The organism is Bradyrhizobium sp. I1.14.4 (assembly GCF_050435825.1).
Lineage (GTDB): Bacteria > Pseudomonadota > Alphaproteobacteria > Rhizobiales > Xanthobacteraceae > Bradyrhizobium.
The window spans coordinates 670,013-684,664 of record NZ_JBNDLA010000001.1; the positions used below are offsets into that span (position 1 = coordinate 670,013).

Consider the following 14,652-nt stretch of genomic DNA (forward strand, 5'->3'; position numbering starts at 1 on the left):
GACTAACCTTGCGGGCCGAAATAGGTGCAGCTCTCGCTGCAGCTGTCGCGATGGACGCTGACGCGGGTCAGTTGGCCTGCGTGCTGCAGCCGCTCCCAGATGAAGCGCGAGAGATTCTCCAGCGTCGGCACGCCGAGCGCCTCGATCCTGTTGAGGAGCTTGTGGTCCAGCATCTTCTGCACCTCGGCCATCGCGCGTTCGAGCAGGCCGAGATCGACCACCATCCCGGTTGCCGGATCGGGCGTGCCGCGCACCGTGACTTCGGCGCGGAAGGAGTGACCGTGAATCTCCTCGCTGGCAGTACCAAAGGTCGTTCCGGACAGCGCATGCGCAGCCTCGAACCGAAACGCTTTCGTCAATTCCCACATCTCTTTCAACGATCCAGTTTCTGTTAGCTCATCTGATGCCGAGCGACTTGTGCGTCTGCACGCTGAGCCGCCATTGCGGGTGCTTCAGGCAATATGCGATCGCCCGCTCGGTGTTCTCGATCACATCGGGCCCGTCCATCGGCTGCAGCGAGAAGCGTTCGAAGGCAAGCCCCGCAAAATCCTCCGGTGCGTTCTCCGGCTGCGGATAGACCAGCTTGAGCTCGTGCCCCTTGCGCACCACGAGCTCGGATGCGGCCTTGGGGCTGACGCAGATCCAGTCGAGCCCGTCGGGCGGGGCGATGGTGCCGTTGGTCTCGATCGCGATCGCGAAGCTGTGGCCGTGCAGGGCCTCGATCAGGGCCGTATCGACCTGCAGCAGCGGCTCGCCGCCGGTCAGGACCACGTAGCGATCGGCTTCGCCTCCGGTCCATTGCGCGGCAATGGTGCCGGCGAGCTCTGCCGCGTCGGCATAGCGGCCGCCGAGCGTGCCGTCGGTGCCGACGAAATCGGTGTCACAGAACCGGCAGACTGCGCCGGCGCGATCCTGCTCGCGGCCACTCCAGAGATTGCAGCCGGCGAATCGACAGAACACGGAAACGCGGCCCGCATGGGCGCCTTCGCCCTGCAGGGTGAGAAAGATCTCCTTGACCGCGTAGCTCACCAAAAATCCCTTAAGTTATCGAACCGGCAGTTGCCAAACCGGTTTGCCGTAGCGCTTCTCCGACGGCGATCGCCGCCGTGACGGCCACATTGAGCGAGCGCAGGGACGGCTTGATCGGAATCACCAGCCGTGCATCCGCGGCGGCCACCACCGCGTCGGTAACCCCTGCCGTTTCGCGCCCGAACAACAGGACATCGGAGGCCGTATACTCGAAATCAAGATAGGATTTCGCCGCCTTGGTCGTGAACAGGACCAGCCGGCATCCGGCCTCGGCCCGCCATTCCTCGAATTTCGACCATGAGTCGTGACGCTTCAACCGCACATGGTCGAGATAGTCCATACCCGCCCTGCGGAAATTCCGGTCCGAGGTGTCGAACCCCGCTGGTTCGATGATATGGGCTGACACGTCCAGGCAGGCGCAGAGGCGCAGAATCGTCCCTGTATTCTGAGGAATGTCGGGCTGGAACAGCGCGATCTGCATGGTGCTGACGACCTGTGAAATCCGGATGAAATTGTCTCAATCGAACGTCGCTCGGCGCGGATTTCGTGCATTGCACGTTTGCGAGCCGATAGCGGGCTTGCGCTCGTCCGGCAAGGGTGCCAATAGAACGATTCTGGACTGCTGTTCCGCCTGTTTGGGGTGCGGAATGGCGGTTTTCTGCCGCCGCGGGGGCCGCGGGCGCCGGCAGCCTTTCTTGAGGCGCGTCCTGCGTCTCCGGGGCGGTTCCACCGGCTGCAGAAAAGAAAGGGCTAGGAATCGTGACGACAGCGTCTTCGGCGGACCATCCGACACGCCGTGATTTTCTTTTTGTTGCAACCGGAGCTGCTGCCGTGGTCGGCGCAGCCGCCACCGTGTGGCCGCTGGTTGCCCAGATGAACCCGGATGCCGCGACGATCGCGGCCGGCGCGCCGATCCAGGTCGATCTGGCGCCGATCGCCGAGGGCCAGGACATCAAGGTCTTCTGGCGCGGCAAGCCGATCTACATCAGCCATCGCACCAAGAAGCAGATCCAGGAGGCCCAGAGCGTGGCGCTCTCGAGCCTGCCCGATCCGCAGCCCGACTCGGCCCGCGTCAAGGAAGGCCATGACCAGTGGCTGGTCGTGATCGGCATCTGCACCCATCTCGGCTGTATCCCGATCGCCCATGAGGGCAATTACGACGGCTTCTTCTGCCCATGCCACGGCTCGCAGTACGACTCCTCCGGCCGTATCCGCCAGGGGCCCGCGCCCGCCAATCTGGCGGTGCCGCCCTATGCCTTCCTTTCCGACTCCAAAATCCAGATCGGCTAAGTCCCGGACCCTCCGGGACTTCGGCTTCCACTTGGACCCATCGCGTCGTTTTCTTCCTCAGGATCGCATCAATGAGCGGACCATCTGATTTCCAACCGAGCAACCCCGCCTTGAAGTGGATCGAACGGCGCCTTCCGATCTTCGGCCTGATCCATTCCTCATTCGTGGCCTATCCGACGCCGCGCAACCTGAACTATTGGTGGACCTTCGGCGCCATCCTTTCGATGATGCTGGCGCTGCAGATCCTGACCGGCGTGATCCTGGCGATGCACTACACGCCGCACGCCGACTTCGCCTTCAAGTCGGTCGAACTGATCGTCCGCGACGTCAATTACGGCTGGCTGCTGCGCAACATGCATGCCAGCGGCGCGTCGATGTTCTTCTTCGCGGTCTACATCCACATGTTCCGCGGCATGTATTACGGGTCGTTCAAGGAGCCGCGCGAGGTGCTGTGGATCCTCGGCGTCATCATCTACCTCTTGATGATGGCGACCGGCTTCATGGGCTACGTGCTGCCGTGGGGCCAGATGAGCTTCTGGGGCGCCACCGTCATCACCAATTTGTTCTCGGCCGTGCCGTATTTCGGCGAGAGCATCGTGACGCTGCTGTGGGGCGGCTATTCGGTCGGCAACCCGACGCTGAACCGCTTCTTCTCGTTGCACTATCTGCTGCCGTTCGTGATCGCCGGCGTGGTCGTGCTTCACATCTGGGCGCTGCATGTTGCGGGTCAGAACAACCCGGCGGGCGTCGAGGCCAAGACCGAGAAGGACACCGTTCCGTTCACGCCCTATGCGACGATCAAGGACGCGTTCGGCGTGTCGTGTTTCCTGATCTTCTTCGCCTGGTTCATTTTCTACATGCCGAACTATCTCGGCGACGCCGACAACTACATCCCGGCGAACCCGGGCGTGACGCCGGCGCACATCGTGCCCGAATGGTACTACCTGCCGTTCTACGCGATCCTGCGTTCGATCCCGAACAAGCTCGCCGGCGTCGTGGCGATGTTCTCGGCGATCATCATCCTGTGCTTCCTGCCCTGGCTCGACAGCGCACGGACCCGTTCGTCGAAGTATCGTCCGCTGGCCAAGCAGTTCTTCTGGATCTTCGTGGTGGTCTGCATCCTGCTCGGCTACCTCGGCTCGCAGCCGCCGGAAGGCATCTATGTGATCGCCGGCCGCATCCTGACGTTCTGCTACTTCGCCTACTTCCTGATCGTGCTGCCGCTGCTCGCCCGCATCGAGACGCCGCGCCCGGTGCCGAACTCAATCGCCGACGATGTGCTGGCGAAGAGCAAGGGCAGGGTTGCGACCGCAGCGTCGGTGATGCTCGCGCTGGTGGTGGCCGGCAGCCTGCTCGTGGGCGGCACCCAGAACGCCAAGGCTGAGGAGGGTGGCGATGCGCCGCCGGCCCAGAAGTGGTCGTTCTCCGGCCCTTTCGGCACGTATGACCGCGGCTCGCTGCAGCGTGGCCTGAAGGTCTACAAGGAAGTCTGCTCGGCCTGCCACGGCCTGTCCTATGTCGCATTCCGCAACCTCGCCGATCCCGGCGGGCCCGGCTATTCGGAGGCGCAGGCGGTAGCTTTCGCGGCCGACTACAAGATCAAGGACGGTCCGAACGACCAGGGTGAAATGTTCGAGCGTCCGGGCCGCCCGGCGGACTACTTCCCGGCACCGTTCCCGAACGAGCAGGCCGCAGCCGCGGCCAACGGTGGCAAAGCGCCTCCGGACCTCTCGCTGATGACCAAGGCGCGGTCCTACAAGCGCGGCTTCCCGCAGTTCGTGTTCGACTTTTTCAGCCAGTACCAGGAGCAGGGACCGGACTACGTCGACGCCATCCTGCAAGGCTTTGAAGACAAGCCGCCGGCGGGTGCCACCGTCCCGGAGGGTACCTACTACAACAAGTACTTCCCCGGCCACGCCATCAAGATGCCGAAGCCGCTGTCCGACGGTCAGGTGACCTTCGACGACGGTTCGCCGGCGACGGTCAAGCAATATGCGCACGACGTCACCACCTTCCTGATGTGGGCCGCCGAGCCGCACATGGAAGCGCGCAAGCGGATCGGCATGCAGGTGTTCACCTTCCTGATCATCTTCGCGCTGCTGATGTATTTCACCAAGCGCAAGGTCTGGGCCGACGCCCACTGATCTCGGGCATCGTCGCGAGTTTGAAAAAGCCCCTTCGGGGGCTTTTTTGTTTTGCGCATGGACTATACGTGCCTTGCGAGAAACACGTTTTCGTTTCCGCAGTTATGACGAGTGCGCGAGCGTGCAGCGGGGCGATTGCGTCCGTCATCGAGTGCGGACACAATGCCGGCCAATCAGCCGGCAAACATTGCGGAGGAACTCATGGGTACCAGCATCAGCTTCAAGCGTCCGGACGGCAAGGAAGCGTCAGGCTATCTCGCCAACGCCGCGCGCGGCAATGCGCCTGGGGTCGTCGTGATCCAGGAGTGGTGGGGGCTGCAGGACCAGATCAAGGGAATGTGCGACCGCTTCGCGCGGGCCGGTTTCGATGCACTGGCGCCCGACCTCTACAAGGGCAAGGTGGTGCCGTATCACGACACCGACGCGGCGGGCAAAGAGATGAACTCGCTGGACTTCATGGACGCCACCACGCAGACGGTGCGCGGCGGCGCGCAGTATCTCGCCAAGAACGGCGCCAAGGTCGGCCTGACCGGCTTCTGTCTCGGCGGCGCGGTGACCATCATCGGCGCCACCAAGATCCCGGAACTGACGGCCGGTGTGGTGTTCTACGGCATTCCGCCCGAGCAGGCGGCCAAGCCGGCGGAGGTCAAGATTCCGCTGCAGGCACATTTCGCCACCAAGGACGACTGGTGCACGCCGGCACTGGTCGATGGTTTTGAGAAAGCGATGAAGGCCGCCGGCAAATCGCTGGAGTTGTACCGCTATGACGCCGAGCACGGTTTCGGCAACGAGCAGCGCCTGTCGGTGCACGACCGGCAGTGTGCCGAATTGGCCTGGGGCCGGGCGACGGACTTCTTCAAGAAGCATCTCGGGTAGTTGCGTCCTCAAGCGAACTGTCGTCCCTGCGAAAGCAGGGACCATACGCCGCGGCCGCGGCAATGGGCACGCTGGCGGTCGTCCCGCCAAGTAACTACGGGTCCCTGCTTTCGCAGGGACCCCTCGGTTTGCTATGCGTTCTTCACCCCGTCCCACCACGGGCAGGTCCCCGACATCAGCTTGAAATTGCCTTCCAGCACCTGCACCGGCGCGCGCTTGCCCTCGGCGGCGGCGCGCATCCGCATCTCGCGCGCAATCGCGCGGTCCTCTGGCGACAGCCAGACGCGCTCGTGGCCCCACAGGCTCGGGCCGTCATGCATCTCGAACGGCGTCCAGTTCGCCGGATCGATCTCGCGGCCGCCCCAGCCGCACTCGACCATGAAGGCCGACGGCGACTTGGCGTAGAACGACGTCATCAGGTCATTGGTGTGACGGCCGAGCGTGACGTTGACCCGGTCCTCCTGCTGCGCGACGTCATAGGCTTGGCCGACATCGTCGAGCGAGAACAGCTCCACCATCAGGTGGTGCATGCCGTTCGTGCCGGTCTCGATCAGCGCCAGCGAGTGATGGCGCGCATTGACGTGGAAGAAATAGGCGCGGAAAGGCTTTTCGATGTAGTCGCTGAGGCCGAAGCCGAGCACGTCGACATAGAAGCTCATCACGGGTGCAATGTTCTCGACCGTCAGTACGGCGTGGCCGAGCCCGAGCGGCCCGGTGCGGAAGCCGGAGATCGATCGCCCCGGCCGGAACGGTGTGTCGTCGATCTCGGCGCCGTGAAACGCCTCGAGCCGGTTGCCGGCGGGATCCCGGAACGAGATCAGGCCGCGCACCCGCCGCGCATCGGCGAGCGCCTGCGGCTCGGCGGTCACGGCGACGCCGGCATGCTCCAGCCGTGCCGCCAGCGCGTCGACGGCCGTGGCGTCCGCCACTTCCCAGCCGAAGAACCTCGTGCCTTCGCCCTGCGCGCGGTCGATCACGATGCGCTGCTTGCGGTCGTCCATCCGGAAGGCGAGCAGCGAATTGCCGCGCTCGATCGCCTGCAGCCCGACCAGGCCGGTGCCGAATTGCCGCCAGTCGTCGAGCGCGTCGGAGCCGAAGCCGGCATATCCGAGACCCAAGATCGCCATCTGCGCCTCCGCTATCTGTCTGTTTTTTGGGCGGCCGATCGACCGCCATTTCGACAAATCCTACGCGGATTCCCGTCCCGTCAAACCCCGAAAATGGTGTCCAGAAGGGCGTCCAGGATTGGGGCAGGGGTGTCGGGCCATCCCTTGACAGGGCCCGCGCCGGGTGGTGTGTAACGCCCATGAGCACCGTTGCCAGTCCATCCCGTCTTTGGTGGCCCACCTTCTCATAGGTGGCCGGTGCGTTTTCATTTCCCAAAAACGTCGAAGGTCGCCATCGCAGTGCGACCGATGGTTGGTATATTGCCCTTCGTTTGTCCTGTGTGGCGCTCTCTCGGCAAGTCTCGTAAGAGGATCACATGAACAGGACAGTCTTCTCCCTGCCGGCCAAGAGCGAATACCTGACCAATGGCGGCCTCGCGGTCGCGCGCGTGGTCGAGCAGTTCACCGGCGGCGCCAACCGTCTCGACGATTTGATCGCGCTGCTGGACCGCCGCCGCGGCGTGGTGCTGTCCTCGGGCACCACCGTGCCGGGCCGCTACGAGAGCTTTGACCTCGGCTTTGCCGATCCACCGCTGGCGCTGGAGACGTCAGGCACCGATTTCTCGCTGCAGGCGCTGAACTCGCGCGGCGAGGTGCTGATCGCCTTCCTCGGCGACGTGCTGCGCGAACCCTGTGTCGTGATCACCGAGCGGAGCGCCGCGCGGCTCGCCGGTCATATCATCCGCGGCGCCGCGCCGGTCGAGGAAGACCAGCGCACCCGCCGCGCCAGCGTGATGTCGCTGGTGCGCGACATGGTCGCCGCGTTCACCTCCAATGCCGATCCGCTGCTCGGCCTGTTCGGCGCCTTCGCCTATGATCTCGTGTTCCAGATCGAGGACCTCGTGCAGAAGCGTGCGCGCGAGGCCGACCAGCGCGACATCGTGCTCTACGTACCGGACCGGCTGCTGGCCTATGACCGCGCCACCGGCCGCGGCGTGGCGCTGAATTACGAGTTCGCGTGGAAGGGTAAGTCCACCGCCGGCCAGTCGCACGAGACCGCGCCGAGCCTCTATGCCAAGACCGGGCGGCAGGGTTTTGCGGATCACGCTCCGGGCGAATATCAGGCGACGGTTGAAGTCGCGCGCGCGGCGTTCGCCCGCGGCGACCTGTTCGAGGCGGTGCCCGGGCAGCTGTTCGCCGAGCCCTGCGAGCGCTCGCCGGCGGAGGTGTTCCAGCGGCTCTGCCGTATCAATCCCTCGCCCTATGGCGCGCTGATGAATCTCGGCGACGGCGAATTCCTGGTCTCCGCGTCGCCGGAGATGTTCGTGCGCTCCGACGGCCGCCGGGTCGAGACCTGCCCGATCTCGGGCACCATCGCGCGCGGCTCTGACTCGATCGGCGATGCCGAGCAGATACGCAAGCTCCTGAACTCGGAAAAGGACGAGTTCGAGCTCAACATGTGCACCGACGTCGACCGCAACGACAAGGCGCGCGTCTGCGTGCCCGGCACCATCAAGGTGCTGGCGCGGCGCCAGATCGAGACTTACTCGAAGTTGTTCCACACCGTCGACCATGTCGAGGGCATGCTGCGGCCAGGCTTCGATTCGCTCGACGCCTTCCTGACCCATGCCTGGGCGGTGACCGTGACCGGCGCGCCGAAATTGTGGGCGATGCAGTTCGTCGAGGACCACGAGCGGTCGCCGCGGCGCTGGTACGCCGGTGCGATCGGCTGCGTCAATTTCGACGGCAGCATCAACACCGGGCTGACCATCCGCACCATCCGCATGAAGGATGGTCTCGCCGAGGTGCGCGTCGGCGCAACCTGCCTGTTCGACTCGGATCCGGCGGCCGAGGATCGCGAATGTCAGGTTAAGGCGGCGGCGCTGTTCCAGGCGCTGCGCGGCGATCCGCCGAAGCCGCTGTCCGACTTCGCGCCTGACGCCACCGGCTCGGGCAAGAACGTGCTGCTGATCGATCACGACGACAGCTTCGTGCACATGTTGGCCGATTACTTCCGTCAGGTCGGCGCCAACGTCACCGTGGTCAGGCACATCCATGCGCAGGACATGCTGAAGCAGCGGGGCTGGGACCTCCTGGTGCTGTCGCCGGGGCCGGGCCGCCCGGAGGATTTCGGCATCGCGAAAACCATCGACACCGCGCTCGAGAAGAAGCTGCCGATCTTCGGCGTCTGCCTCGGCGTGCAGGCGATCGGCGAGTATTTCGGCGGGCAGCTCGGCCAGCTCGGCCAGCCCGCGCACGGCCGTCCGTCGCGCGTCCAGGTGCGCGGCGGCAGGCTGATGCACAACCTGCCGAATGAGATCGTGATCGGCCGCTACCATTCGCTCTATGTCGAGCGCGACAGCGTGCCCGAGGTGCTGGCGGTGACCGCGACCACCGAAGACGGCGTCGCGATGGTGATCGAGCACAAGACCCTGCCGGTCGGCGGCGTGCAATTCCATCCGGAATCGCTGATGTCGCTCGGCAATGAGGTGGGCCTGCGCATTGTCGAGAATGCATTCCGGCTTAATGTGAGTACGAAGTGAAGGCAAAGTTTAACCATCGTCATTCCGGGATGGTGCGTTAGCACCAGACCCGGAATCTCGAGATTCCGGGTTCGATGCTTCGCACCGCCCCGAAATGACAGTCAGAGCGAGACCAATGACCTTCGACCATGACATTAAGGCGACCGTTCGCACCATCTCGGACTACCCGAAGAAGGGCATCCTGTTTCGCGACATCACGACGCTGCTCGCGGATGCCCGCGCCTTCCGCCGCGCGGTCGATGAGCTGGTGCATCCCTGGGCAGGGGCGAAGGTCGACAAGGTCGCGGGCATCGAGGCCCGCGGCTTCATCCTCGGCGGCGCGGTCGCGCACCAGCTCTCGGCCGGCTTCGTGCCGATCCGCAAGAAGGGCAAGCTGCCGCACACCACGGTGCGGATCGCCTACTCGCTGGAATACGGCATCGACGAGATGGAGATGCATGCCGACGCCGTTCAGCCCGGCGAGCGCGTGATCCTGGTCGACGATCTGATCGCGACCGGCGGCACCGCGGAGGGCGCGGTGAAGCTGCTGCGCCAGATCGGCGCCAATGTGGTCGCGGCCTGCTTCATCATCGACCTGCCCGATCTCGGCGGCGCAGCAAAACTGCGCGCGATGGACGTTCCGGTGCGCACGCTGATGGCGTTCGAGGGGCATTGATCTTTTCTTCGCCTCGCCCCGCGTGCGGGGAGAGGCGTAGGCCGCCCGCGGCGGCCGTCCTCTGGAAACGCCGAAGCGGAGCTTCGGCTATGTCGCATGACAATGCGATCTGGGTGAGGGGGAGTCTCCGCGCACTCCAATCCCAACCGAATTTGCGGAGCTAGCCCCTCACCCCAACCCTCTAAGAGAGAGCTACGCCCGTCTCGACCCCGCAAGGGCGGGGCGAGGGAGCAGAGCTACGACCTTTGCAGCAGCATGCTGAGCTCGAGATCGCGGAAGGTGGTGTAATTCCGCCGGATCCATTGATGCAGCTCGGTCGATGAATCCTTCTCCTGGCGCAGATAGCCGGTGAAGGAGAAGGTCAGCCGGTCGATATAGGTCTTCAGGAACACCGGCAGCGCGCGGAAGCGCAGAACCCGGCTGCCGGTCATGACGGGCGGCAGCTCGCCGCGCACCACGAACTCGTTGTCGATGACGACGAGCGCGTTCGGCGGGATCAAGCCTTGCAGCGTCTGGTAGCCGCGCACCGAGGCGCGGTCGGCGTCGGCGACATACAGGATCACAGGCGCGACGCGGCGGCGCAGCGCCTCCTTCATCAGCCCGATCTCTCCGCACATTTTGAAGAATTCGTCGAAGGCGTGGTAGCCGAGGTCGATCACCTTGGCGATGCCGTCATTGACGATGACGCGATCCATCAGCTGCATCTTGCCGTAGGTGTCGATCACATCGGCGGTTTCCGTGATCCTCGGCAGATAGTCGAGCAGCGACGGCTCTTTCAGATTGATGTCGTAGCAGACCACATCGCCGTTCTTGAGCAGCAGGAATTCGCCGAGCAGCCGCGCGATCAGCGTCTTGCCGACCTGAGGGCGGGGCGAGCAGATGATGTAAACGGGCGTGGACGACATCGCCCGCTATATCAGGCCAAATTTTCGCCTAATCCAGCCCCATCGCCGCCCCGGCGCGACTTTTTTCGCTAGCCCGGGCGCGACTCTTTCGCTGCCCTTGCGCGCGACTATTTTTCGCCCTTGGCCGACTTGGCGCCGACCAGGTCGGTCAGCTTGATGCGGTCGTACTCGCTCCAGACATTGGCGAGCCAGTGCCGGACATAGCCGCGCAGCACGAAGGAGTAGTTGGCGGCGTCGTCGTTGATGCCCTTGTTGGCGACGAATTTCAGGAACGGAACCGAGGAGACCTCAACCTGCTCATAAGCCATTTCGTTGAGCTTCGGGATGGTGAGGTCCACGGCATCCTTGATGCGGTGGAAGTAGGAATTGTAGGTTGCCTGGTCCCACTGGAAGAACTGGGTGTCGTTGATGAAGTTCTTCACCAGGAAATACTTCGCACCGTTCATGAAGTTGGCGGTCTCGGCGATTTCGTCCAGCGAGGCGATCGAGGGGCCGAGGATATGGAACACGGCGAAGGTGATCTGGCCGGAGCGCGCGGCGTCGAGGAAGCCGATATCGCGCAGCGAGGCCAGCGCGGGCGACAACAGGCCGGCGCGGACGTCGATCACGGTGACCGAGGAACCGGCGTTCAGCGTATCGAAGATCTTCATCTGGTCCGCGGTCGTCGTCATGTCGACGATCTCGGTGATGTCCGGATGGAAACGCTTCAGCGTGCCGCGCGGGGATTCGGTGTCGAACGCCCGGGTCTGCACATTATTGGCGCTGAAATAGTCCAGGAGCGTCCGCGAAACGGTGGTCTTGCCGACCCCGCCCTTGTCAGCGCCCACCACGATCACAACCGGCTTTGCCATGGAAGTCCCTTAAAGCGCGCTCCCGATCGCGATGGCGATCGGCAAGTCCCCACACTGCTTTGGGCGCGAACATGGCAGAAACGAGGGAGAATTCAATTCCTTAAGGCGCCCACAATCGGTTTGGTGGGAATTTCCTTAATGGACTGAGTAGGCTAGGGCATGATCCGGAAAAGTGCGTCCCCGCGACGAACGCGAAGCGTTTGCGCGGTGACCATGCCCAAATCAAAGAGCTAGCGCGATCAGCGGCGTCGGCCCCAAGGACCCTGAAGAGGACCCTGAAGAGGACCCAGCGGTCCCTGTGTGGGACTGGTGCCCGGCAGCGGCGTTGGACTGTTCGGCTGTGCGGGCGGCGTAGCGCCCCACGGGCTATGGGTGACAGGCGGAGGCTGGTCGCCTGCGGCAGATGGCTGGTTCTGTGTGTCCGCCTCGTCCGAGGTCTCATCCGGCAGCGCCAGCGGTCCGGGATCGTGACCGCCGGCAAATTTCACCAGGGCATCGACCCGGGACTTCACCGACGGGTGGGTGGCGAACAGGTCGGCAAAGCCCTCGCGCGGATTGTCGACGCAGAGTTCCATCACCGCCGAAGTGGCGTCCGGCAGTTCGCCGCGGTTCTCGATCTTGCGCAGCGCCGAGATCATCGCATCGGGGTTCTTGGTGAGCTCGACCGATCCGGCATCGGCCAGAAATTCGCGCGAGCGCGACAGCGCGAGCTTGACCACCTGCGACAGCAGCCAGGCCAGCATGATCAGCGCGACCGCGATGATGATCACGACGATCGCGCCGCCGCCCGAACCCTTGCTGTCGCGGTCCGAGGAGGATGACGACGATCGAGCGGATGACGACGATCGAGCGGATGACGAAGACGACCATCCGCCTCCGCCGCCGCTCGAATTCCACGACAGATTCGTGAACAGGCGGAAGAACAGCTCGCCGAAGAAGCCGACCACGCCGGCGATGATCACGGCGACCACCATCAGCTGCACGTCGCCGTTCTTGATATGGGTGAGCTCGTGGCCGAGCACGGACTCGATCTCCTGGTCGTTAAGTGCTTTCAAGAGCCCCGTGGTGACCGTGATGGCGTATTGGCGCGGGTTCAGTCCGGTCGCGAACGCATTCAGCGCCGGGCTGTCCATCACCTTCAGCTTCGGCATCGGGATGCCGCGCGAGATACAGAGGTTTTCCAGCAGATTGTAGAGCCGCGGCTGCTGCTGGCGCGTCACGCTTTCGCTGCCGGTGACGGCGTCGATCATCTTCTGGTGGCAGAAATAGGCGATCACGATCCAGGCCGCCGCCGCGATCGTCGCCCACGGCAAGGCAGAGACGAGATCGCGCGAGGCGTGCGTCAGGTAATAGTCGACCGAACGGCCGCTATCGATCATCACCTCCGCGACCAGCGCGCCGGCATAGACCAGCACGTAGATCAGCAGGAACAGCCCGCCAAGCAGCAGCATCGAACGAAACTTGTTCGATGCGATATGCGTGTAGAGACCATAGGCGGCCATGACGGAGCGGCCTCTCGCGGGCGCGCGTTGCGCCTCAGAACTTCACGCTCGGTGCCGCCTCGACCTCCGTACGGCTGGCGCCGAGGTCGAAGAAATCCTTGCGGGTGAAGCCGAACATGCCGGCGAACAGTGCGGCCGGCATCTGCTGGATGCCGGTGTTGTATTCCTGGACCGCGTTGTTGAAGAAGCGGCGGCTGGCGGCGATCTTGTTCTCGAGATCGGAAAGCTCCGATGCGAGCTGCTGGAAATTGGCGTTGGCCTTGAGGTCGGGATAGGCCTCCGACAGTGCAATCAGCCGGCCGAGTGCGCCGGAGAGCTGGTTCTCCGCCGCCGAGACCTGGGCCGGCCCCTGCGCCGAGATCGCCGAATTGCGCGCCTTGATGACGTCGTCGAGCGTGCCGCGCTCGTGCGCTGCATAGCCCTTCACGGTCTCGACCAGGTTCGGGATCAGGTCGTGGCGCTGCTTGAGCTGCACGTCGATGTCGGCAAAGGCCTGGCTGACCCGCTGGCCGAGTGCGACGAGGCGGTTGTAGGCGCCGAACGCAAACAGCACGAGAAGGACGATGACGCCGATAACGATCCAGCTGGTCGACATGACAGGGCAGCTCCTGATGGACGAGACGGCGGCACCGTAGCCCAGGATTAGGGCGCAGGGCAGCCCGCCGCGAAAAGGTGGGCACTGTCTTGGTCGGGGCTGGCCGGGATTGGTTCAATTCGTCGCATGGCTCGGCACGCGCCAGACCGATGCGCAGGCGGACGCCTAAATCCCATTGCCCCAGCGCCAGCGCCGGGCGCGGGCGTAATCGGCCTTGGCGCGGCGGGGCACCCTGGCGACGACGATGCCCTTGGGCGTGCAGAGCTTGGCCGCAACCTCGACCTTGCCGACATCCGGCTGCGCCAGCACGCGGGACGGACGCGACGCGACCTTCGCGCGGCTCAAGGCGACGTAGGCGAAGCGCTCGTCTTCGAATGGTGCGTCGGCGCCCTTGACTTGCTTGTGCGCGCGCGAGCGCTGCAGGCGCTGCGAGAAATGGCACCAGTCGGGCGCCACCAGCGGGCAGCCGCCGTCATGCGCGCAGGGCGCGGCGACATGCGCGCCGGCGGCGATCAAGCGTGCGCGGAGCGCGATGATCCGCGCGTAGCCCGCGGGCGTGCCGGGTTCGACGACCAATAGCGTATCGCCGGTTTTGGACCACAGCGCATCGGCCAGTGCCGTACGCTCGGCTTCGCTGAGTTCGCCGATGATGTAGCTGGCGACGACGAAGTCGGCGGGGTCGGCCTTGTCCAGCAAGGCGCGGGCCTGGCCGAGTTCATAGCGGGTATCGTGCAAACGAATGCTGCCGCGAAACAGCTCCTGCGCCAACGTCCGTAACGCGCCATTGGCGTCAAGCAGGGTGAATCCCTGTAGCGACGTGAATGCCTCGGCGGCCGCCCAGGTCGCGGTCCCGGGCCCGGCGCCGACATCGAGCAGGCTTGCCGGTGCGAAGTCCGGCCGGATTTCCGTTAGCGCCTTGAGGCTCGCCACGACGGCCGCATAGGTCGCCGGCATCCGCGCCAGCGCATAGGCCAGCGCATCGGTCTCCGTCCTGATCGTCCCGGAACCGCCGCCCTCGCGATAGGTCTGCGAGATCAGCGCCGCACGGCCCGCGGCATCGCTGCGCGACAGGCCTTCGAGCCTGGCGTTGAGTGCGGCTTTGAGCTCAGCAGGCAGGTCAGGTGAGGTCATTGTTCGCCGTCATTTACACGTCGTT

The 14,652-nt window shown here is 64.5% G+C and carries 14 protein-coding genes; 5 read left to right on the forward strand and 9 right to left on the reverse strand.

Going from position 1 to position 14,652, the window contains the following annotated elements; genetic code table 11:
- Positions 1-2: 2 nt before the first annotated feature.
- From ABIB78_RS03145 to ABIB78_RS03155, 3 genes are read right to left on the reverse strand one after another with little or no spacing between them, the layout of a single operon-like run.
- Positions 3-368 (reverse strand): 6-pyruvoyl trahydropterin synthase family protein, encoded by a 366-nt coding sequence (locus ABIB78_RS03145; RefSeq protein WP_429021552.1) that lies wholly within the window; start codon positions 366-368, stop codon positions 3-5.
- Between the two features lie 28 nt (positions 369-396).
- On the reverse strand, positions 397-1,029 hold the full coding sequence (queE, locus tag ABIB78_RS03150; RefSeq protein WP_429021280.1) for a 7-carboxy-7-deazaguanine synthase: 633 nt from the start codon (positions 1,027-1,029) through the stop codon (positions 397-399).
- 10 nt (positions 1,030-1,039) lie between these two features.
- Positions 1,040-1,510 carry a tRNA (cytidine(34)-2'-O)-methyltransferase gene (locus ABIB78_RS03155; protein ID WP_429021282.1) on the reverse strand — a complete coding sequence of 157 codons (471 nt, stop codon included), beginning with the start codon at positions 1,508-1,510 and terminating at the stop codon, positions 1,040-1,042.
- A 278-nt stretch (positions 1,511-1,788) separates the two neighbouring features.
- On the opposite strand from ABIB78_RS03155, the gene petA reads away from it, so the two are divergent.
- The 3 genes from petA (at position 1,789) to ABIB78_RS03170 (ending at position 5,339) form a co-directional block, all read left to right on the forward strand.
- A complete protein-coding gene (petA, locus tag ABIB78_RS03160; RefSeq protein WP_429021284.1) occupies positions 1,789-2,319 on the forward strand; it encodes a ubiquinol-cytochrome c reductase iron-sulfur subunit in 531 nt (176 codons plus the stop codon).
- A 71-nt stretch (positions 2,320-2,390) separates the two neighbouring features.
- A complete protein-coding gene (locus tag ABIB78_RS03165) occupies positions 2,391-4,463 on the forward strand; it encodes a cytochrome c1 (RefSeq protein ID WP_429021286.1) in 2,073 nt (690 codons plus the stop codon).
- Positions 4,464-4,664: 201 nt separating this feature from the next.
- On the forward strand, positions 4,665-5,339 hold the full coding sequence (locus tag ABIB78_RS03170) for a dienelactone hydrolase family protein (protein ID WP_429021289.1): 675 nt from the start codon (positions 4,665-4,667) through the stop codon (positions 5,337-5,339).
- Between the two features lie 131 nt (positions 5,340-5,470).
- Here the strand turns inward: ABIB78_RS03170 and ABIB78_RS03175 are convergent, their stop codons facing one another.
- Complete coding sequence (locus ABIB78_RS03175) at positions 5,471-6,466, reverse strand: VOC family protein (protein ID WP_429021291.1); 996 nt, start codon at positions 6,464-6,466, stop codon at positions 5,471-5,473.
- Positions 6,467-6,822: 356 nt separating this feature from the next.
- Between ABIB78_RS03175 and ABIB78_RS03180 the strand changes: the two genes are divergently transcribed.
- A complete protein-coding gene (locus tag ABIB78_RS03180; protein WP_429021293.1) occupies positions 6,823-8,988 on the forward strand; it encodes an anthranilate synthase component I in 2,166 nt (721 codons plus the stop codon).
- A gap of 115 nt (positions 8,989-9,103) precedes the next feature.
- The gene (locus ABIB78_RS03185; protein ID WP_429021295.1) at positions 9,104-9,643 is read left to right on the forward strand and encodes an adenine phosphoribosyltransferase; all 540 of its coding nucleotides are present in this window, start codon (positions 9,104-9,106) and stop codon (positions 9,641-9,643) included.
- Positions 9,644-9,879: 236 nt separating this feature from the next.
- Here ABIB78_RS03185 and ABIB78_RS03190 read toward each other — a convergent pair whose 3' ends face one another.
- From ABIB78_RS03190 to ABIB78_RS03210, 5 genes are all read right to left on the reverse strand, one after another.
- Positions 9,880-10,548 carry a hypothetical protein gene (locus ABIB78_RS03190; protein WP_429021298.1) on the reverse strand — a complete coding sequence of 223 codons (669 nt, stop codon included), beginning with the start codon at positions 10,546-10,548 and terminating at the stop codon, positions 9,880-9,882.
- A 107-nt stretch (positions 10,549-10,655) separates the two neighbouring features.
- The gene (locus ABIB78_RS03195) at positions 10,656-11,399 is read right to left on the reverse strand and encodes a hypothetical protein (protein ID WP_429021300.1); all 744 of its coding nucleotides are present in this window, start codon (positions 11,397-11,399) and stop codon (positions 10,656-10,658) included.
- Positions 11,400-11,638: 239 nt separating this feature from the next.
- A complete protein-coding gene (locus tag ABIB78_RS03200; RefSeq protein WP_429021302.1) occupies positions 11,639-12,901 on the reverse strand; it encodes a M48 family metallopeptidase in 1,263 nt (420 codons plus the stop codon).
- Positions 12,902-12,935: 34 nt separating this feature from the next.
- Complete coding sequence (locus ABIB78_RS03205) at positions 12,936-13,496, reverse strand: LemA family protein (RefSeq protein ID WP_092124555.1); 561 nt, start codon at positions 13,494-13,496, stop codon at positions 12,936-12,938.
- A gap of 165 nt (positions 13,497-13,661) precedes the next feature.
- Entirely contained in the window at positions 13,662-14,627 is a 966-nt protein-coding gene (locus ABIB78_RS03210) for a small ribosomal subunit Rsm22 family protein (protein WP_429021304.1), read from the reverse strand.
- Positions 14,628-14,652 lie beyond the last annotated feature (25 nt).